This is a genomic window from Leuconostoc sp. C5 (assembly GCF_056530425.1).
This window is the reverse complement of the sequence record NZ_CP134351.1, coordinates 1,410,336-1,431,081: the sequence shown is the minus strand read 5'-3', so window position 1 is coordinate 1,431,081 and position 20,746 is coordinate 1,410,336. Positions and strand designations below refer to the sequence as shown.

15 protein-coding genes are annotated in these 20,746 nt (G+C 38.4%); all 15 read left to right on the top strand.

The window, feature by feature from the left end; all coding sequences use genetic code 11:
* Nucleotides 1-4: 4 nt before the first annotated feature.
* The 15 genes from murG to addA all read left to right on the top strand — a co-directional run bounded on the left by murG (nt 5) and on the right by addA (nt 20,738).
* Nucleotides 5-1,096, top strand: a complete 1,092-nt coding sequence (murG, locus tag RHP56_RS07195; RefSeq protein WP_010293865.1) for an undecaprenyldiphospho-muramoylpentapeptide beta-N-acetylglucosaminyltransferase — start codon at nt 5-7, stop codon at nt 1,094-1,096.
* Nucleotides 1,096-1,800 (top strand): cell division protein FtsQ/DivIB, encoded by a 705-nt coding sequence (locus tag RHP56_RS07190; protein ID WP_011680170.1) that lies wholly within the window; start codon nt 1,096-1,098, stop codon nt 1,798-1,800. Before murG ends, RHP56_RS07190 begins: the two co-directional genes overlap by 1 nt.
* Nucleotides 1,801-1,891: 91 nt before the next feature.
* Nucleotides 1,892-3,223, top strand: coding sequence for a cell division protein FtsA (gene ftsA / locus RHP56_RS07185; RefSeq protein WP_011680169.1), 1,332 nt, complete (start codon nt 1,892-1,894; stop codon nt 3,221-3,223).
* Nucleotides 3,224-3,246: 23 nt separating this feature from the next.
* Nucleotides 3,247-4,554 (top strand): cell division protein FtsZ, encoded by a 1,308-nt coding sequence (ftsZ, locus tag RHP56_RS07180; RefSeq protein ID WP_011680168.1) that lies wholly within the window; start codon nt 3,247-3,249, stop codon nt 4,552-4,554.
* Between the two features lie 9 nt (nt 4,555-4,563).
* Nucleotides 4,564-5,013 (top strand): cell division protein SepF, encoded by a 450-nt coding sequence (locus RHP56_RS07175; protein WP_002815191.1) that lies wholly within the window; start codon nt 4,564-4,566, stop codon nt 5,011-5,013.
* Between the two features lie 5 nt (nt 5,014-5,018).
* A complete protein-coding gene (locus RHP56_RS07170) occupies nt 5,019-5,282 on the top strand; it encodes a YggT family protein (RefSeq protein WP_462794677.1) in 264 nt (87 codons plus the stop codon).
* On the top strand, nt 5,279-6,076 hold the full coding sequence (locus RHP56_RS07165; protein ID WP_102753158.1) for a YlmH family RNA-binding protein: 798 nt from the start codon (nt 5,279-5,281) through the stop codon (nt 6,074-6,076). The genes RHP56_RS07170 and RHP56_RS07165 overlap by 4 nt, the downstream gene beginning before the upstream one ends.
* Nucleotides 6,077-6,136: 60 nt before the next feature.
* The gene (locus tag RHP56_RS07160) at nt 6,137-6,799 is read left to right on the top strand and encodes a DivIVA domain-containing protein (protein ID WP_102753159.1); all 663 of its coding nucleotides are present in this window, start codon (nt 6,137-6,139) and stop codon (nt 6,797-6,799) included.
* Between the two features lie 309 nt (nt 6,800-7,108).
* Nucleotides 7,109-9,901 carry an isoleucine--tRNA ligase gene (ileS, locus tag RHP56_RS07155; protein WP_102753160.1) on the top strand — a complete coding sequence of 931 codons (2,793 nt, stop codon included), beginning with the start codon at nt 7,109-7,111 and terminating at the stop codon, nt 9,899-9,901.
* 146 nt (nt 9,902-10,047) lie between these two features.
* Nucleotides 10,048-10,248 (top strand): hypothetical protein, encoded by a 201-nt coding sequence (locus RHP56_RS07150; RefSeq protein ID WP_010282506.1) that lies wholly within the window; start codon nt 10,048-10,050, stop codon nt 10,246-10,248.
* A 138-nt stretch (nt 10,249-10,386) separates the two neighbouring features.
* Nucleotides 10,387-10,806, top strand: a complete 420-nt coding sequence (rpsP, locus tag RHP56_RS07145; protein ID WP_011680164.1) for a 30S ribosomal protein S16 — start codon at nt 10,387-10,389, stop codon at nt 10,804-10,806.
* 100 nt (nt 10,807-10,906) lie between these two features.
* Entirely contained in the window at nt 10,907-12,688 is a 1,782-nt protein-coding gene (locus RHP56_RS07140; RefSeq protein WP_048592292.1) for an MFS transporter, read from the top strand.
* Nucleotides 12,689-12,775: 87 nt separating this feature from the next.
* The gene (locus RHP56_RS07135) at nt 12,776-13,567 is read left to right on the top strand and encodes an alpha/beta hydrolase (RefSeq protein WP_048592291.1); all 792 of its coding nucleotides are present in this window, start codon (nt 12,776-12,778) and stop codon (nt 13,565-13,567) included.
* Nucleotides 13,567-17,046, top strand: a complete 3,480-nt coding sequence (locus tag RHP56_RS07130) for a PD-(D/E)XK nuclease family protein (RefSeq protein WP_102753162.1) — start codon at nt 13,567-13,569, stop codon at nt 17,044-17,046. The genes RHP56_RS07135 and RHP56_RS07130 overlap by 1 nt, the downstream gene beginning before the upstream one ends.
* Nucleotides 17,046-20,738: a helicase-exonuclease AddAB subunit AddA gene (gene addA / locus RHP56_RS07125; protein ID WP_025268307.1), complete on the top strand. Its 3,693-nt coding sequence runs from the start codon at nt 17,046-17,048 to the stop codon at nt 20,736-20,738. The genes RHP56_RS07130 and addA overlap by 1 nt, the downstream gene beginning before the upstream one ends.
* Nucleotides 20,739-20,746: the final 8 nt, after the last annotated feature.

Here is a 20,746-nt window from a genome sequence, read left to right as displayed (position 1 = left end):
TAAAATGAAAATAATTCTATCGGGTGGTGGTACTGGTGGTCACATTTACCCAGCATTGGCACTAGCTGAAGTCATTCGTAAACATGAGCCGGATACGGAATTTTTGTATGTTGGTTCAGAACGTGGTGTGGAATCAAACATTGTGCCGGCCACAGGCATGCCTTTTGAAAAATTAACTGTTCAAGGCTTTAAAAGATCTTTTTCATTAGAAAATATCAAGACAGTATCATTATTCTTAAAAGCGGTTAAAGAGGCTAAAAAGATTATTAAGGATTTTGATCCTGATGTTGTAGTTGGAACAGGTGGATATGTCAGTGGCGCTGTTGTCTATGCTGCCCAAAGGCTGCACATCCCAACTGTTATACATGAGCAAAATTCAGTGGCAGGCGTTACAAATAAGTTTTTGTCACGTGGTGCAACTAAGATAGGTGTCGCTTTTGATGCTGCGCTGTCACAATTTCCTAAAGACAAAGTATTTGTTGTAGGAAACCCGCGGGCCCAACAGGTGGCATCTATTAAGTCTAATTTTTCATGGCAACAAATTGGATTGAGCGATGAAAAGCCATCATTATTGATATTTGGAGGCTCTCAAGGGGCACCGCCAATCAATTTAGCTGTCATTGATGCTATGCAAGAGTTTAATAAAAGAAATTATCAAGTCGTTATTGTGACTGGTCCAAAGCGATATGAAAATGTTTTAGATCGGCTGACTACACAGCCAGCAGATAATGTTCGAATTTTACCTTACATTGAAAACATGCCAGAGGTATTGGCAAAAACGTCGGCTATTGTATCTCGAGCTGGTGCAACATCTATTGCTGAAATCACGGCACTGGGCATTCCATCAATTCTAGTGCCAAGCCCCTATGTTACTGGTGACCATCAAACAAAAAATGCACAAAGCCTAGTTGATGCAGGCGCTGCATTGATGATTACTGAACCAGCTTTGTCAGGGAAAGCATTATTGCTAGCAGCGGATTCGCTGTTATTAAATGAATCTGTTAGCAAAACAATGACAGAACAAGCTAAAAATGTTGGCATCAGAGATGCTGGAGATCGTTTATACGCGTTAATATTGGATGCAATTGGTGAATAATGGAGAAAATTAAATCACAATTTATGAAGCGACGACCGTTACAACTTTGGATTAGTTTGACGGCTTTTGTTGTTTTAATTGTCGGTTTAATTTTGAGTTTACAACCATGGCGTACGATTAGTTCAGTTAACATTGATTCGAATATGTTAACCAAACAACAAGTTCAAAAATATGTTGGCATTAACGATAAAACACCACGCTGGCGTGTACTTGGACAAACGACCTTCATCGCGCATCGATTAATAAAAAAAGATGCCAAAGTTTATTCTGCTGATATTGATTTGGATAGTAATGTCGTTTCAATCAAAGTTGTTGAAAATATTAGTGCAGGATTTGTGAAAAAAGATGGTCAATGGTATGCACTTAACCGTCAAGGGAAATCAAAAAAAGTTGATAATCCTAACGGAAATGCACCAATTTATAGTAACTTCAAAAATAACGCGCAACTGACTAACACGGCTAAAACTTTCTCACAGTTTGAATTATCATTAAGGCAGAACATAAGTCAAATCATATATTCACCAACCAAGGACAACAATAATCGTTTGAAGATTATTATGACGGATGGAAATACAGTTTTGGCTACGCTGAAGACATTTGGGAAAAAAATGATTTATTATCCTGGTATTGCAGCTCAAATGCAAACCAAGGGAATAATTGATTTACAATATGGTGCATATTCCTACGGATATGGTTCTAAATAGAACGGCAAATGAGTGGTAAAACACCTCATTTGTATGGTACCATTAGTACTAGGTATATTTTAAAAAAATAATTTATAAAGGGGCACGACGCATGAATAATTCAGGCGTGACGGTTGGATTAGACATCGGAACTACTTCAATCAAGGTTGTCATTACACAAATGACTGGTAATCAGTTCAATGTAATTGGTGCAGGAAATGCCCCATCTCGGGGCTTGAGACGTGGTGTCATCGTTGACATTGATGCGACTGCAAGTGCAATTCGTGAAGCGATTGACCAAGCACAAGAAAAAGCAAATATTCAAATCAGTGAAGTCGTAGCTGGTGTTCCAGCTAATCAAATTAAAATTATTAATGTCGACGGTTTAGTGTCGATTGCTAATCAGAATAAAAGAATTACATATCAAGATGTACAAAATGTTGCAACACAGGCCTTGTCGCGTGGATTGCCAGCTGACCATGATGTAATAGAATTGGTCGCTGAGGAATTTGTAGTTGATGGTTTTGATGGCATCAAAGATCCACATGAAATGATTGGTGTTCGGTTAGAGATGCATGGCATTGCTTATGTTGGGCCGGAAAAAGTTTTAGATAACACACGGATGGCTATTCAAAAAGCAGGATTAACTTTACGAGAATTTGTATTAGCACCATTAGCCATGGGATCTATCATTTTAAATGATGGGCAGCAAGATTTTGGAACTGTTCTTATAGATCTTGGTGGCGGCCAAACTAGTACTTCAGTTATCCATGATCGAAAACTCAAATTTACCTTCGTCGATATAGAAGGTGGAGATAATGTTACTAAAGATATATCAACTGTGTTAGGGACATCATATATTAACGCTGAGAAAATCAAGCGAGACTATGGATATGCAGATCCTTCGCAGACTGTGTCATCTAACGAATTTCCAGTAGAGGTTATCGGCGAAGAATTTACTAAGCAATTTGACGAACAGTATCTTTCAGAGATTATCGCTGCACGTTTAGAACAGATGTATACGCGACTATTTGAGCAATTAAAGCAAATTGGTGCGTTGAATCTACCAGGTGGTTTTGTTCTAACTGGTGGCAACGCTGCCTTACCGAAAATGGTAGACTTTGCAAAGCGAGTTTTGGGTGATAATGTCCGCTTGTTTGTACCAGATCAAATTGGTTTGCGGCATCCAGCCTATTCGCGTTCGCTATCCTATGCGATGTTTGCTTCTCGTGAAAGTATGACACAACAGGTGATTAAGCAAACTATTATGCAACGTCATGCAGTTGAACAACAAACTTCCATGTTACCAGAAGAGTATGGGGATGAAGTTGTGCAACAACCTGTAGAAAGTTTTCAGTATGATGGTGAAATTGTAAATGACCCGCAACAAGGCTGGTTTGGCAAAATGCGTCAAAAACTCAGCAATTTATTTAATGAAGAATAATCGAACATTTAAGGAGACGACTCATGGATTTTTCAATTGATGACGCGCAACAAGCAGGCGCAATCATTAAGGTTATCGGTGTTGGAGGCGGTGGTTCCAATGCTGTTAATCATATGATAGAAGAAGGTGTTAGCGGTGTCGAATTTATCGTTGCCAACACTGATGTACAAGCACTAGACAAATCAAAAGCAGACACAAAAATTCAAATTGGTCCTAAATTGACCGGTGGATTAGGTGCCGGTTCTAATCCTGAAAGAGGAACCAAGGCCGCTGAAGAATCATCAGAGGCAATTGCTTCTGCCATGACAGGGGCTGATATGGTAGTTATTACAGCTGGAATGGGTGGCGGAACTGGTAATGGCGCTGCTCCAGTTGTAGCACGTATTGCCAAGGAGCAAGGCGCTCTAACCGTTGCTGTGGTTACTCGTCCATTTAAGTGGGAAGGTCCAAAGCGTGGTCGTTATGCTGCCGAAGGTCTTCAAGCACTCTCAGAATCTGTCGATTCTTTGATTGTTATTACAAACGAACGTTTGAAAGATCGTATTGATTTGCGCACGCCATTGTCAGAAGCTTTTAAGGTAGTTGATGAAGTCGTGGCACAAGGTGTTCGTGGTATTTCAGAATTGATTACAAACCCAGGCTTTATTAACTTGGATTTTGCTGACGTTAAAACGGTTATGCAAGATGCCGGACCTGCTTTGATGGGTGTTGGACAAGCCAGTGGTGAAACGCGTGCAGCTGATGCAACTAAGCAAGCTATTTCTTCTCCATTGTTGGAAGTTGATATGGCAGGAGCTGAAGATGTTTTGTTAAACATCACAGGTGGTTTGGACATGTCATTGTTTGAGGCGCAAACAGCCTCAGAAGTGATTAGCCAAGAAGCCGGTCACGATGTCAATGTTATTTTTGGTACTTCAATTGATGAAAACTTGGAAGATTCAATTCGAGTTACAGTGATTGCTACTGGTTTACAAAATGTGACTGAAAAACCTAAAATGACTGAAAACACTGCTGCCTCAGCTGCAAATGTTTTTGGTTCTAACGTTAATACAAGTAGCACAACAAATACCAATGAAGCGCCAATAAACAATTCTGTATTTGAAAAGCCAGCACCTTCAAATGCTGCGCCTAAGCCTACAATGGCACAAAATGATCCATTTGCAGACTGGAACATTACGAATGATACAAAAGATGTATTCTCTGAGGAAAAACGTTTTGACGATGTTCAAAAGCAATCTTTTGATGTGTTTAATACGCCAACTTCAAGTGCATCTGTTGATTTGTCAAATGATGATGATAATGATCAGCCACCATTTTTCAAGAAGCGTTAAGGAGAACTTATGGCATTAGGTGATACAATTAAGCGTCTTTTCAGCAATGAAGAAGACGACTATTACGAAGAAGATGGGTATGAACAAAGTCAGCAGCAAGAGCAGCAGACAACACAACAAACTTCTTCACAACCACGATTTGTTAGACAAACTACCCAGTCACAAACTCCTGCAGGATTGAACAGCGCTAACAGTAAAATTGCTTTATTTGAGCCTAAAGTTTATTCAGATTCTCGTTCAATTGCGTCACAGATACTTGGCGGTGAGGCTGCAATCGTTAATTTTACTCAAATTGATGAAGCTCAAGCCAAGCGCATTTTAGATTTCCTAGGCGGTACAATATACGCTGTTAATGGGGAAATTGAACGCATCGGACAATCAATTTTTTTGGTAACGCCGAATACATTTGAGATTTCTGGCACATTGACGGATAACCTTGAACCAAACAGCCGGTACTAGTACACATGATAATAGAAATTATTAGATGGGTTTTTAACCTGATTCAATATTATGAATATGCCATTGTCATTTATATCTTAATGTCTTGGCTTCCTGGCGCACGTGAATCTGGCTTGGGGCGGTTCCTTGGAAAAATTGTTGAACCTTACTTAAGTATGTTTCGTTTTATTCCGCCTATAGCAATGATTGATTTTTCACCAATTGTCGCCATAATTGCTTTGAATTTTGCTCGTAGTGGTTTATTACACTTGGTTAATTTGTTTCTATGACAAACAAGCTAGCAACAATTAGTCAACATTTTCGTTTAAATGAACAACCATTTGTAAAGCAAGTTGATGATTGGATTCAACAATCTAGAAATGAATATCGTAGTATTTTAACACGATTTCTCAATCCACGGGAACAGTACATTTTAAATGTTTTAGTGAATCATGCTGCTGATTTAACTGTTTACTTTAATGGTGGTGTTCAAGGTGCGGAAAGCCAGCGTGCTATTCTTATACCCAAGGAATATCCTCAAGATGATTTGGAATTTGAGATATCATTGCTTGAAATAAAATATCCTACTAAATTTGATGACCTGCATCACTCAACTATTTTAGGCTCAATGATGTACAGTGGAATTAGTAGAAATGTTATCGGTGATATTTTATATGATCATACACACAGTCGATGGCAAATCATCATTGATTCAAAGATGCAACATTACATGCAACAGATGGTTACCAAAATCGGTCATGTTCAAGTGTCTCTAATAGAATGTGATCTTAATAACGTACTACCCCATATAAATGACTGGGAAGAAAATTTCTTGTTGTTATCTTCTTTACGACTTGATACGGTAATTTCAGCTGGATTTGACCTATCGCGTTCTGGTGCTAAAAAGCTAATTGAAGAAAATCAAGTGCGCGTGAATTGGAGCGAAATAGCTAAACCGGATGTAGAATTAGCAATCGGTGATGTTATTTCAGTCAGAAAGCATGGTCGAGTTCAGATTAAATTGCTTGACGGAATAAGTAAAAAAGGCAAGATTAAATCCATTGTCAATATTATCCGGAGATAGTGAGCAAGTATGAAATAACTGTAGTTGTGAACGCACAAAACATATTAAAGGAGAAAAATTATGGCATTAACACCTGATGAAATTTTGAATCATGAATTTACAAAAAAGGGCAGCAAAGCTTACATTGCAACAGATGTCGACGCATTTCTGGACCAGATTAACGGTGATTATGAAGCCCTGATTGCAGAACGTGATGAATTAAAGCATCAAAATGAACTAGCTCAAGTAAAGATTGAAGAGCTAGAATCAAAACGTGATCAAGTGAATCAATCAATCTTTGTTGCCCAAGAAGCAGCTGATCGCTTGAAGCAAGATGCTGATGTCGAAGTGAAAAAGCAGTTGACTCATGCACAAGAATCAGCGACGAAAATTATTAATGATGCTCGAGCAAAGGCAGATGCTGATGCTGTTCGTTTAGCCCAAGAAAATGCTGATCTAACGAACGAGCAAAATCAATTACGTACTGAAGTGGAAGATTTTAAAAATTCATTCTTGCAATTATTGGAATCTCAGCGTAAACTATTAGAAAGCGATGAGTTAGCAGAAGCAGTTCATCGTTTACCAATGGGGCAAGTAACTGCTCATCGTATTGGCGAAATCGCTAAGGCTGAGCCAGTAGCTATTCCTGAACCTGATGAAGAACAGAAGGATCCAGATTCAAGCGAGGAGCAAGGCCCTGTGGTAGTGTTTCCGGGATCAGAACAAAACGAAGACGATAAATAATTATAAAAAGCGTAACACAGCAAGGTTGGCATTCATACGTGCAGCGAGTCATGGTGGTTAGAGATGATCGTCCCTGATGTTGACCAGATCAGTTACTATTTTGTTTAGCTGAATATCAATATTTAGTAAGCTAAGCCGGTGAGGATCGTTAAACCCCAGTTGAGGGCAGCATTTTTATGCTGCTAAACGTTGGGTGGTACCACGCTATTGCGTCCCTATGCTTTCGAGCATAGGGACTTTTTATATTTATTATGGTTTAAATAAATTTGTTTAAAATGGCTAAAAAATGATAAAAAGGAGAATTTATCAATGAAATATAAAGATACATTAAATCTTGGAAAAACAGGATTTCCAATGCGTGGTTCGCTACCTAAAACTGAACCTGAGCGTCAAGCAAAATGGTATGCACAGGATTTATACCAAAAAAGATTGTCCCAAAATCAATTGAAACCACATTTTAATTTGCACGATGGGCCACCATATGCGAACGGAAATATTCACATTGGTCATGCTTTGAATAAGATTACTAAAGATATTATTGTTCGCTATAAGAATATGGCAGGTTTCTATGCTCCGTATGTTCCAGGCTGGGATACACATGGTCTACCTATTGAGCAACAATTGACAAAGCTGGGGCACGATCGCAAAAGTATGCCAAAGCATGAGTGGCGTAATTTGGCGAAAGATTTTGCTCTGAAGCAGGTTGATACACAACGTGCTGACTTTAAGCGACTCGGTGTGTTAGGTGATTGGGATAATCCATACATAACTTTACAACCTGAATTTGAATCAGCACAAGTTCGAGTTTTCGGTACTATGGTTTCCAAAGGATATATCTTTAAAGGCGCAAAGCCAGTTTATTGGTCATGGTCTTCTGAATCTGCATTGGCTGAAGCTGAAATTGAATATCATGATATTGATTCAACGTCTTTGTTTTATGCAAACAAAGTTAAAGATGGTCATGGTCTCTTGGATGAGGATACGTACTTTGTAGTTTGGACGACGACACCCTTTACAGTGACGGCTTCTCGTGGAATTACCTTAGGTCCTGATTTTGAATATTCGGTGGTGAAACCAGTTGGGGAAGACCGTAAATTCGTTGTAGCCACAGACTTACTTGAAACAGTGGCGCCTAAGTTTGGCTGGGAATCATGGGAAACGGTCGCTACTTACAAGGGACAAGAACTTGATAAGATTACTGCATACCATCCATGGGATAGTGAGCAAGAAGAGCTAGTTATGAATGCTGATCACGTTACCCTAGATTCTGGAACTGGATTGGTCCATACTGCTCCTGGTTTTGGTGAAGATGATTATAATGTAGGTAAAAAATATGGTTTGCCTGCTGATGTCACTGTTGATGCCAAAGGATTTATGACGGCTAATGCTGGTCCTGATTTTGAAGGCAAGTTTTACGATGATGTTGTTGGTACGGTGATTAATAAGTTAACCGATGCGCGCTTGTTCTTGGCAAAAGAGAAAATCACGCATTCATATCCATTTGACTGGCGTACAAAAAAGCCTATCATTTGGCGAGCCGTGCCACAATGGTTTGCATCTGTTGAAAAATTCCGTAGTGAAATTTTATCAGAATTAGATAAAGTTGCTTATTTCCCAGAATGGGGAAAGGTGCGTCTGCACAATATGATTCGTGATCGTGGTGATTGGGTCATCTCACGCCAACGTGTTTGGGGTGTGCCATTACCAATCTTTTATGCAGAAGATGGGACAGCTATCTTAGATGAAACTGTCATTAGCCATGTTGCCGATTTATTTGCAGAACATGGTTCCAATTATTGGTTCGAACATGAAGCTAAGGATTTGTTGCCTGAAGGCTATACTAATGAACATTCTCCAAATGGTGAATTTACCAAGGAAGAAGACATCATGGATGTGTGGTTTGATTCTGGTTCTTCCTGGAATGGCGTATTGAATACACGTCCACAATTGGACTATCCAGCTGATATGTATTTGGAAGGATCTGATCAATATCGTGGTTGGTTTAATTCTTCATTAATCACTTCAGTTGCTGTCAATGGTGTAGCACCATACAAGGCTATCTTGTCACAAGGATTTACCCTTGATGGTAAAGGTAACAAGATGTCAAAGTCACTGGGTAATACGATTTCTCCTATTGAAGTGGCCAACAAGCTTGGTGTTGAAATTTTACGTTTGTGGACAATTTCTGTTGATACATCGCAAGACATGCCTGTATCAAATGAAATTTTGAAACAAGTTTCAGAAAATTATCGTAAGTTGCGTAATACATTGCGTTTCTTGATGGCCAATACAGCTGATTTTGAGCCAACAAAAGATGCAATTGCTTACAGTGATTTATCTGCACATGATCAGTATTTCTATGCTTTAGAAAATGAGTTCGTTGCAGATATTCGTAAAGACTATGATAATTATCAATTAAATGATATTTTCAAGCGTGTTATTAATTTTGTCAACGTTGACTTATCAGCCTTTTATTTGGATATTGCTAAAGACGTCGTCTATGTTGAAGCCCCAACAAGTCATGCCCGACGCTCTATGCAAACCGTATTTTATAAAACGTTAACTGATCTTGTACGATTACTATTGCCAGTATTACCACATACTGCTGAAGAAGTATGGGAGTATTTGCCACATGAAACAGCTGAATTTGCTTACTTGACAGATATGCCTGAGGTAGAGGATTTGGGTGACACGACAGCACTGTTTGATCACTGGGCAGTGTTTATGAAGTTACGCGATGCAGTTAACAAAATATTAGAAGAAGCGCGTGAAGCAGATTTGATTGGTAAAAATGCTGAAGCAGCTTTGACAATGTATTTGACGACTGAGCAACAAAACTGGTTAGCAAAATTGCATGCCGATGTTCGTTTGCTTCTAATGGTATCGCAATTGCATGTTCAAGATGTTCAAGACGCTGAGAATGCTAAAGATTATGATGGTTGGCAGTTGGCTGTTGCTCATGCAACAGGCGGTGTTTCTCCACGAGATCGTATGTTCCATGAGGACTTAGGTGCTGATCCAGCTTTCCCAGAATTATCAAAACATGAAGCTGAAATCATACGCGAGTTTTATCCAGAAGCTGTAACAGAGGGCTTGGAGTAAATTAAAAACATTACACTTTTATTATGTGTAATGTTTTTTTGTTTGGCAATTATTTGTTTAGTGAAGGTTAGTTTTTAGTAATTAGTTTGTTATTTAGTTGTAATTTTGATAAAATAATGGGTAAAGTGTTTATAGGAGTAGGGCTTATGGGCGAAAATGATCAACTTAAAATTTGGCAAGATGAACTAGTAAAAATTATTAACGATTTAAACACACCACACACACTTGGTGGCATTACGAACCCAGCAAATCGTAAACATGATTCAATGTTGGCGCGTCGAGCACTAGATAATTTAATTATTTTGAGTGAAGAAATTAATACGGCGCGTCATAGTAATGATGAATAGTAACTCTGAAACAATGCCCTTCTGATTTTAAATGTATATGTCAAGGTATGCTACTTGACATATATATTGGTATATGGCATAATTATATAGTAAATTAAAAGTGTAAAAAGCACAAAAGAAATTTGGAGGACTACCACAATGGCAGTTAAAATTCGTTTGAAGCGCATGGGTGCAAAGAAGCGTCCATTCTACCGTGTCGTTATTGCTGATTCACGTTCACCACGTGATGGCCGTTTTATCGAAACAGTTGGTACATATAACCCAATCTCACAACCAGCAGAAATCAAGTTGGATGAAGAAAAGATTTTGTCATGGTTGGGTAATGGTGCACAACCATCTGACACAGTTCGTAACTTGTTGAGCAATGCAGGTATTTTGGCAAAGTACAACGAATCAAAGTCAGGCAAGAAGCCAGCTAAGAAAGCAACAACTAAGGAAGCTTCAGCTAAGAAGCCTACAGATAAGAATACTGTTGCAGAAATCAAAGCATATTTGGATGCCCAAGGCACTGCATATACTTCATCTGCTAAGAAGGCTGATTTATTAGCACTTGTTTAATATAACTGACGAAACAGTCGCTTCTATAATTGGAAGCGACTGTTTTTATTTATCGAATATCGTGTGTCGATAATAACATCATTAATAAGGGAGAATTAATATGTTACTAAGTTTTGTAAATGTTACACTGGTATTTTTGATTGGAACATTGCTTGTTAATATCATTGCGGTGGCGTTGAATCGCAGAGTAAAATGGTTCATTTTGAGCACCTTGATTGAATTTATTTTGGCCTATGTTGTGCTGTATATTCAGTTGCCGCCAAAGAATATGACAACACTGATCAATGTCAATATTTTATTTGCATTTGTTGCAGCAATTATTAATTTAATTGGCTATGCTGGATTAGCTTCTTTTGATAAAATTCGTGATTGGGGAAGCAAAAATTATGCCAAAGATGTGAGTGACCGTACAAAAACTTATTTCTTTCGTCGCTATATTTTTGTTGCAGTAGCACCACTTGTTTTGTGGATAGCAGTAGGTGCTGTGTCTTTTGTCACAAAGCTAACCAGTATTAACAATGTTTATAGTTCAATACCAGCTAAAACTAAAGGGTCTTCGGAGTTGTTGACATCCGCTAAGGATATGCCAATTGCGCTGGCACCTGATACTGCCAAAAGGAAAATGCAACAAAAATTTAGCGTCATTCCTAATTCAAACATGTATGAATTGGACGGGATTACTGCTCAAGTAGTTAATGGTAAATATGTTTATGTGGCTACAGTAGAGTTTAATGGTTTTTTCAAATGGTTAAAGAATAAATCAGTTCCAGGATATTTCATTATTAGTGCAACTGATGTTAACGCACAACCAAAATTTGTTAAGGAACGATTAAAATACAGTCCATCGGCGTATCTAAATAATGATGCGGCTCGTAAAATATATGCGTCAGCACCAACTTATGCCAGCATGGGCAATATGAATTTAGAAATTGATGAGAATGGTACACCATATTATATTCAAACACTATACCGTGAATATGGTGTTTCAGGACGAATGAAGTTCAATGAATTTAAAACAGCTGTGTTGAATGCGCAAACTGGTGAAGTTAAAATTTACGCGGCGAATAAGGCACCAAAATTTATTGATGCACCTATTACAAGTTCCGCAGCAAATAAAATGAATGAATTTTATGGTCGATATCAAAAGGGTTGGTGGAACCAAACATCTTTTGGCGCAAAACGTGATGTGAAAATTCCAACCGATAATGGTGTTTATGCTTCGGGTCAAATCACACCATTAATTGATTCAAAGGGGAACTTATTGTACTTCACTGATTTTACGTCTGGTAATAATAATCAGGATTCTGCTCTTGGTTATTCATTAATTAATGCTCGAACGGGTGAATTAACTTATTATCGTGACACCCATTCAGGACTAATGGACTCAGATGGTGCGATCAGCATTGCAGATAAAATATATCCCGAGAAAAAGTGGGTAGCACAAATGCCAATTCTATATAATATTGATGGCACACCAACATGGGTTGTTTCATTATTAGATAGTAAGGGAATCTTTAAAAAGTACGTATATATTAATGCTATTGATAACGACATTGTCGTCGATGGTGATAATGCCCAAGAGGCACTTGATGATTATCGTAATGATTTAGCTTCAAATAGTACAAACAATCACTCAACGAACAAAAAGTATGATAAAACCATTAGCGGTAGCGTAACACGTGTTGCATTAATTAATGATGGTAAAAATACGATTGTTAATTTTATGGTCGAAGGACAGTCCGCTGTCTTTAAGATTGACGCAGATAATGCGCCTAAGGCTGTATTCTTAAAAGAAGGCGATAAAGTCAGTTTCAAAGCAAATATGTTAGATGATGCGAAGATTGCGACAATCGAGAAAATAACGATTGATGGGTTAAAGTAAATAGTCATAGGAATTAGAAAAGCGTACGAACAATCGTGCGCTTTTTCTGTTAAAATAACATTAATAGTAAATGGAAAGAGGTGTGACATGGCTTTTTTAGAAGTTAATTATTATTCAAAAGTTCTTGGTATGGATCGTGTGATGAATGTTATTCTACCCGAATTATCAGATCATAACCCAACTTGGACAACAGAAACTTTAAAGGATATTCCTGTATTGTACCTTCTCCATGGTATGTCAGGTGATCATGCAATTTGGCAACGTCGGACATCAATTGAACGTTTAGTAAGGCAAACACCTGTGGCAATTGTAATGCCGTCTACTGACTTAGCTTGGTATACTAACACAACCTATGGATTGAACTATTTTGATGCATTGGCACGTGAGCTACCTGAAAAAGTAGCTAGCTTATTTCCACAAATATCAACTAAAAGAGAAAAAAATTTCGTAGCCGGACTGTCAATGGGTGGTTACGGTGCGTTTAAGTTGGCCTTGGGAACAAATCAATTCAGTTATGCCGCCTCTCTTTCCGGAGCATTAGTAGGCAATCCGAGACAAGAAGACTTTTTAAACATGGAAAAGCTTTCATATTGGCAAGGAATTTTTGGCGATTTTGATGATTTTGCTGGTTCTAAAAATGATATTTTAGCTCTCGCCAAGACGTGTCACAAGCGACCAAAACTATATGCATGGATAGGAGAACAAGATTTTTTGAAGCCCATTAATGATGTTGCTATATCAACTTTGCAGCAATTGAATTATGATATTACATACGAAACAGCACCTGGCACACACGAATGGTATTATTGGAACAAACAAATTGAACGCGTGTTAGAATGGCTACCAATTAACTATGTTCAGGAAGAGAGATTGAGTTAATGTCACTCAATGTTGTAATGGGTAATGGTCAACATGACTTAAGATCCGAAATGTTGACAATGATTCAACAGCAATTTCGTCAAAATGAGTTGCTGACAGTTTTTTATATTGTCCCTAATCATGTGAAATTCGATAGTGAGGTCAATGTACTGCAGCGCTTTTCAATAATGAATGGTAACGACGACAGTGAGTTGTATGCGCAAAGTCGTCTGCAAGTCTACTCATTAACCCGTTTAGCTTGGGCATTAATGAAAAACACACCAGATCGGCAACCAGATATCGTCGAACCGACGGGATTATTTATGATTGTTTCAAATATTTTACGTGAACAATCAGATATTTTACCAGTGTTCTCACGGATGCAAACAAAAAATGGCTTTGTGTCTGCATTGGTTGCCCAGCTGGTCGAGTTACGCGCTAGTAATGTCACGCCAGAAAATTTATTAGAAATTCTTGAGAAGTCTGCAGATAATATATTTCTGAGACAAACACTTAATGCCAAGTTACATGATTTGGCGATCGTGGCTGATGATTTTAATGCTCGCATGGGTGAGAATCAAATTACAGGACAGGAAACATTGATTGCCTTTGCAAAACAGTTGGCTGATCTTAAACTATCTAACGTTGCATTTTATTTTGATGGGTTTAATGGGTTTACAAGTGCAGAAATGATGGTAGTCAATCAATTAATTACTACTTACCCAGTGACAATGGGTATCCTCGGTGACCCTGAAAAAATGGGTCAACAACGAGAAGGTGATGTGTTCTTTAAACCAATGACAACGGTTGAACAATTATCCATAACAGCACGTACTGCACAGCAAGAAGTGGCTATTACTGCTGCTACAAAAATGAGACCACTATCAAGGACCGCGCAACAGGTTTTAGGCGCTTGGGCGTGCCTGGGTGAGTACCGCAATTTTACTGGCTCACGAGATGAGGTACACTTGAATGTTTTTGCGGCCGAAAATCCAATTACTGAAATTAAAGAAGTAGCACGACGTATTAGGCGTTCACTAGTTGATGATCCAACATTACATTTACGTGATATTATTATTTTGTCACGAGATTTAACACCGTATCAAGCACATATAGAAGCAGTCATGTCGCAATTTGAATTACCATATTTTTTGGATATGGATGTGAATATGATGAATCATCCCTTGGTAGAGCTAATATTGAACTTGTTAGCACCTAATAAATTTCAGTATCAGACGATGTTGGCGATTTTAAAGACAGGATTGTTACGACCAACTTTTGAAAATAAAATTGTTTCACACGACGAGTTTTTTGATATCGTTTCGCACATGGATAACTATTTATATGCTTATCGACCATATGAATCAAGGTGGCGTGATTTTTCACGACCATTTAAACTTTTTCAAGTGACGCGAGATGACGATGATACAGAAATTTCAGAAGACGAAAAAGTTAACAACCGCTTGGAATATCTACGCCACTTTATTGTCGAAGCTTTTGATGAGTTGGATGACGGATTTGCAATGGCTAAAAATTTGCGTCAGTCGGTGACGCATCTCGTGTTATGGTTACAAAAATATCATGTAACCGATGCTCTTTTAGAACAGCGTGATGATTTTATTGCACAAGGAAATTTATCTCGTTCACAGCAGAGTGAAGAAGTTTGGCAAATGCTGACAAAAACTTTAGACGAGATGGTTGAAATTGATGGCGAGCGTAGTGTATCACTCACTGATATAGTGACCACGTTGCAAGCTGGTTTGTCTGGCGCAAAATTTTCTGGTATACCGAATAATTTGGACCAATTAATGATTTCAGAAGCAGGAATTGTTCAAAATACGCAGTATAAACAACTTTATTTTATTGGTGGCACACGTCAGAATTTGCCAGCACAAGTAAAAAATGCAGCGCTGATCAATGATGCTGAGCGATCAATTGTGCAACCTGCTTTGCAGTCAGGAACTAATCCGCGTTATTTGCAAAACACTGCACAACAGCAGATGGCAGAAGAAAACCTTCTTTTTTATGGAAGTTTGATGAGCTCCATCGGGTCAATAACACTTTCTTACCCAATTTTGGAACCAAGTGGACAACTAGCAGAAATGTCACCGTTTTTCAAACGATTAGTAGATACATTTAATAGTGAAGTAGAGGTAATCGGTAGTATACCAAGTAGCGCGGCATCGCTATTAAAGCAATATGTTGGGACAGCAAGAGCAACTTTGTCTGATTTGGTTAAAATTTTACCTGTTTACGGCCAGACAGCAGCTTTTAAAGCCGTCCAAAATGTTATTTCCAATACAATGCAAGATAGACTTGAACGTGTGTTATCAGCACCAAATTATCAAAATAATACTACAAAATTAAAGCCAGAATTTATCTCGGCTTTGTTTGGTGAACGACTAAACGTCTCTATATCACAGTTGGAAAGTTATTATAGTAATCCATTTGCTTATTTTCTCCAGTACGGTTTGAAGTTGCAAGAGCGCGCAACGAACGAACTGAATGTGGCTCAAACTGGTACGCTTTATCATGCGGTTTTTGAAAATGTGCTCCATGAATTAATTGTAAAAAATAAAAGTTTACGCGATATCACTGGGGATGAATTACGTGCTTTAGTGCGACAACATATGCAGAGTCAATTAGCGTTACCAGCGTTTGAAATATTAAATGACTCTGGCAAAATGCGGGCAACTACAAACTATTTGACACGTGTCTGTGAAACGCTAGTACTGAATTTACAAGCTGCGGCACGAGAAAATACGAGCAAACCAGAAGCAGTTGAGCAACTATTTGGTTTTTCAAAGGAGTCATTACCACCACTTTCTTTTGCACGTATGCAAGTGCGTGGTAAACTTGATCGTTTTGATAAGCAAGATGTAAATGGCGAATTCGGTACAATCATTGATTATAAATCAAATGGCAAAACCTTTAACTGGGGTCAAGCTTACGATGGTTTGCAAATGCAATTGTTAACTTATTGGGACGCTGCCCAACAAAGCGCAGAAAAGCTTGGTGTCGCGGCTATTGGAGGTGCTTTTTTTGCCAAAATATCTCCAGAAAAAACCAAAATAACGGATAAAACAGATCTTAATGCGCTATTTACTGGCAAATTAATACCAGAAACTTTTAAGTATCGTGGTCTTTTTATTTCTGAGCCAGCGTATGTTTCTGCGCTGACAACTTTAGAACCACAAGAAAAATCAGCTCACTATCCAGTAGTATTACTGAAAAACGGTGCGTTAGGAAAGATTGGTGTAGACGCAGTTGATCCAGATGAGTTTGCTTTATTACTACAGCGTAATCGTGAAAATATTATTACTGCGGGAGATCTCATTTTGTCTGGGTATTTTCCAATTATGCCAGTTGAAGGTGGATTGACTTATTCTCCTTATCTTGATATTATCCGTTTTGATCGTGCTTTGGGTGATGCCTATAAAGTGCAGTCGCCAGCTGATAAAAACACAATCATTAAATTATTGAAAGGTGGTCAAGATTAATGGCAACCAAATTCACAAAAAATCAGCAACGTGCAATTGAAGAAAAGGGTCATAATATTCTAGTTGCTGCATCAGCCGGGTCGGGAAAGACGACTGTTTTAATTGAGCGTCTCATTCAAAAAATTTTAAGTGGTGTGAGTGTCGAAAAATTTTTAATTGTAACTTTCACAAACGCTGCTGCAAAAGAAATGCGGGAACGTTTAGAGGTCGCTATTGAAAAACGTTTAAAGGTAGCTGATGAAAGTCAAAAACGCTTTTTACAAGAGCAACTCTTGATATTACCAGCAGCGAACATTTCAACCATAGATGCGTATGCTTTACGAATTATTGAAATGTATTACCACGTCATTGGGTTAGACCCACAGTTTCGATTATTGTCAGATACGGCTGAACGTAAATTATTGCAACAAGATGTTTTAGCTGATGTTTTAGCTGATTTTTATGATGAAAATAACATTCATCATGAGCAGTTTTTAACATTAGTAAATAATTTTGGTAATCCAAATCAAGATGACCAGTTACAGAAAATCATTTTAAGGTTATCAGATTTTGCAGAAGCCCGCGCTGACGGAAATGAATGGTTAGAGAAGCTACGTGAACCTTATGAAGTGACGGGGGAACCACTGACAGCAACAGCGTTATATGTACGCAGTATTCGGCCAATTATCCTAGAAATTATTAAGGATCTGATTAAAAAAGTTGAAGAAGTACAACTTATTATTACAGGAATTGATGAACTCAAAAAAACACAAGATGCTTTTCTTGAGTTCCAAGATTATTTATTATTAATCCAAGACAAAGCGATGGTTGGACCTTGGGATGAACTTCGGGAAGCTATTTTAGACACACCAAGTGGTAAGATTAATTCTCAAACAAAAGCGATCAAAGAAGATCCGGATTTGTCAGCCACGCTTGAAGTGGCTCGACAGATTAAAGGGCAGGTTGTTGGCGTCAAATCGCAAATGAATTCATTGATAACATCTTATTTTGCACTCGATGAAAAGTCATGGCAACTAGTGCAAAAAGAATCTTATAAGCTAATTGATACGCTAATTCTCGTAACGCAAGCATTCCGAGAATCATTTAGAAGGACCAAGCGCGAAGAAAAATTACTTGATTTCCCCGATTTAGGAACTTTGGCGTTAGCAATACTATCAGATGATGTTACCAAACAAACAATCCAAGGGCAATTTGATGAAATTTTAGTTGATGAATATCAAGACATCAACCAATTACAAGAAACTCTGTTAACTAGTGTCTCGAACGGGCATAATATGTATATGGTTGGGGATGTGAAGCAAAGTATTTATGGCTTTCGTCAAGCAGAACCATCTCTGTTCACAAACAAGTATAAACAATTTGCGAAAAAAGAAAGCGATGATATTCGTATTGATTTAGCGGATAATTTTAGATCGCAAAACAACGTCACCAATATTACGAATTTGATTTTTACGCAAATAATGGATGAAACACTTGGAGATATTGCCTACGCGGGTGAGGCAAAACTAGTTCCGAAAGCCGCTTATCCAGATGATGTACCTGCTGTATTTCATATGGACATTATTGTCGAAGACGCTGAAGAAGATTTGGAAACCGATACGGAAGTATTTGAGAAAAGGCAGGCCCAATATGCTTTGCTAGCCGAAAGAATACTGAAGCTACGTGAAACTTCAATATTCGATCGTAAAGCTGATCCAGCCGGTCTTCGCCCAGTGCAGTACAGTGATATTGCCATTTTGACACGAGCTAAGTCGGGCTATATTGACCTTGTGTCAACCTTACGTGCGGCGGGAATTCCCGTTCAAGTTGAAGGTGTCGGTAATTATTTTCAGACGATGGAAGTGTATCTGATGCTCGATATATTGCGCGTCATAGATAATCCACATCAGGATATTCCATTAGCCGCGGTGCTACGTTCCCCAGTTTTTAACTTTGATGAGAATGAGTTGGCGGCAATTCGTATTGCAGATAAAATGCATGATTACTGGACAGCGTTGCAAGCTTACGCGCAACAAGATCAAAAAGCGCAAAATTTCCTCAATTTAATTGAAAAGTGGCATGCAATTGCGACACAAAACGATTTAGTAGCATTAATCTGGGCTATCTATGATGATACGGCGTGGCTTGATTACGTTGCTGGTATGCCGGGAGGTGCACAAAGACAAGCAAATTTGCATGCGTTATACGAATATGCGCGTACCTATCAAAATAATACGCATAGCGGTTTGTTCCGTTTTATTAGATATATTGAACAGTTGCAGTCTGGTGACAGCGATTTAGGCGAAGCAGCACAAGAAACGGATGCTCAAGCTGTAAGGATTATGACCATCCATGCATCAAAAGGATTAGAATTTCCAATTGTATTTTTACCAGAATTTGATAAATCATTTAATACCCAGGATTTAAAGGGCGGCCTATTGATTCAAAAAAATGAAGGTGTAGGGTTAGAGTATATTCAACCAGATGCTTTGGTTATGATACCTACATTACAAAAGCTTGTAGTGCAGCAGGCGTTAAAGCGACAGAGTTGGTCTGAAGAAATGCGCCTCTTATACGTTGCCCTGACGAGAGCTGAACAGCAATTGTATATCGTTGGTTCGGTTAAAGTCAAGGGAGAAGCAGGGAACCAATCATTAAAATCTTTGTGGCAGCAATCCAAGAACGCCAATGGGCAGTTTTTACCAGAATTTTTGCGCTTACAAGCCGATTCATATCTAAAATGGACTATTATGAGTTTAGCTCGTACAAAAAATAAAGTACTAGAGGATTGGCTTGGTGATGGTCAATTACCAAGGTTGGTGGGATCTGAAACACCATTAACAGGAAAGGTGGCTGTTACACTCACGAATCAAAACGAAATTCATGCACCAATAGCGAGTGCTGAAGGGAGTGAATTAGTTGAGGATGGAACCTATTCGCCGATGGATTTTGATCGAGCTAAAACAATTTTGAACTATCAATATGCTAACTTACAAGCAACACAAACAGCGGCGTATCAATCTGTGAGTGAAATCAAACAAATCTTTGAGGACCCGGATCTTGCTCAAATGCAGACGGCCGTTATTACTGAAAATGGACAGTTACAACCTGCTAATGTTTTGAAGGTTGACGAGTTACCTTTACCAGATTTCATGAATGATGGTTCGCAAAAACCATCAAGCTCTGCGGTAGGAACGGCAACACATTTGATCTTACAGTTGATTGATTTTACCAAAATTAATACAGTACAGAGCATAGAAAAATTACGTGACGAATTGGTTGAAAATAAAAGAATTTTGCCTAGCGTGGCACCACTAATTGAAATTGATGAGATTCTTGCATTTTTGCAATCCGACTTTGCCAAACAAATCATTGCTCACCAGAAGACGTTGCACAGGGAAGCTACTTTTGCTATGATTATGCCAGCCAATGATATTTATGACACACTAGAGGATTCTGCACCAGTGTTAATTCATGGTATTATTGATGGGTATTTTGTTGATGAAGCATCACGAACAGTCACGTTGTTTGATTATAAAACTGATTTTGTTCGGAATATTCAAATAGATGAAGACTTGGCTAAATTGCAGGCACGATACAAGGGACAGCTTCATTTGTATCAACAAGCACTTCAACGGGAATATGTTGGTTATCAGGTTGGTGATCCACAATTAATTGCTTTGAATGTCGGTCGAGTAATTAGTGTAAAATAGACAATAAA

What these genes read in the sequence shown, in the direction of transcription:
- murG (WP_010293865.1), top strand. Translation starts at nt 5, where the DNA reads ATGAAAATAATTCTATCGGGTGGTGGTACTGGTGGTCACATTTACCCA.
- RHP56_RS07190 (WP_011680170.1), top strand. Translation starts at nt 1,096, where the DNA reads ATGGAGAAAATTAAATCACAATTTATGAAGCGACGACCGTTACAACTT.
- ftsA (WP_011680169.1), top strand. Translation starts at nt 1,892, where the DNA reads ATGAATAATTCAGGCGTGACGGTTGGATTAGACATCGGAACTACTTCA.
- ftsZ (WP_011680168.1), top strand. Translation starts at nt 3,247, where the DNA reads ATGGATTTTTCAATTGATGACGCGCAACAAGCAGGCGCAATCATTAAG.
- RHP56_RS07175 (WP_002815191.1), top strand. Translation starts at nt 4,564, where the DNA reads ATGGCATTAGGTGATACAATTAAGCGTCTTTTCAGCAATGAAGAAGAC.
- RHP56_RS07170 (WP_462794677.1), top strand. Translation starts at nt 5,019, where the DNA reads ATGATAATAGAAATTATTAGATGGGTTTTTAACCTGATTCAATATTAT.
- RHP56_RS07165 (WP_102753158.1), top strand. Translation starts at nt 5,279, where the DNA reads ATGACAAACAAGCTAGCAACAATTAGTCAACATTTTCGTTTAAATGAA.
- RHP56_RS07160 (WP_102753159.1), top strand. Translation starts at nt 6,137, where the DNA reads ATGGCATTAACACCTGATGAAATTTTGAATCATGAATTTACAAAAAAG.
- ileS (WP_102753160.1), top strand. Translation starts at nt 7,109, where the DNA reads ATGAAATATAAAGATACATTAAATCTTGGAAAAACAGGATTTCCAATG.
- RHP56_RS07150 (WP_010282506.1), top strand. Translation starts at nt 10,048, where the DNA reads ATGGGCGAAAATGATCAACTTAAAATTTGGCAAGATGAACTAGTAAAA.
- rpsP (WP_011680164.1), top strand. Translation starts at nt 10,387, where the DNA reads ATGGCAGTTAAAATTCGTTTGAAGCGCATGGGTGCAAAGAAGCGTCCA.
- RHP56_RS07140 (WP_048592292.1), top strand. Translation starts at nt 10,907, where the DNA reads ATGTTACTAAGTTTTGTAAATGTTACACTGGTATTTTTGATTGGAACA.
- RHP56_RS07135 (WP_048592291.1), top strand. Translation starts at nt 12,776, where the DNA reads ATGGCTTTTTTAGAAGTTAATTATTATTCAAAAGTTCTTGGTATGGAT.
- RHP56_RS07130 (WP_102753162.1), top strand. Translation starts at nt 13,567, where the DNA reads ATGTCACTCAATGTTGTAATGGGTAATGGTCAACATGACTTAAGATCC.
- addA (WP_025268307.1), top strand. Translation starts at nt 17,046, where the DNA reads ATGGCAACCAAATTCACAAAAAATCAGCAACGTGCAATTGAAGAAAAG.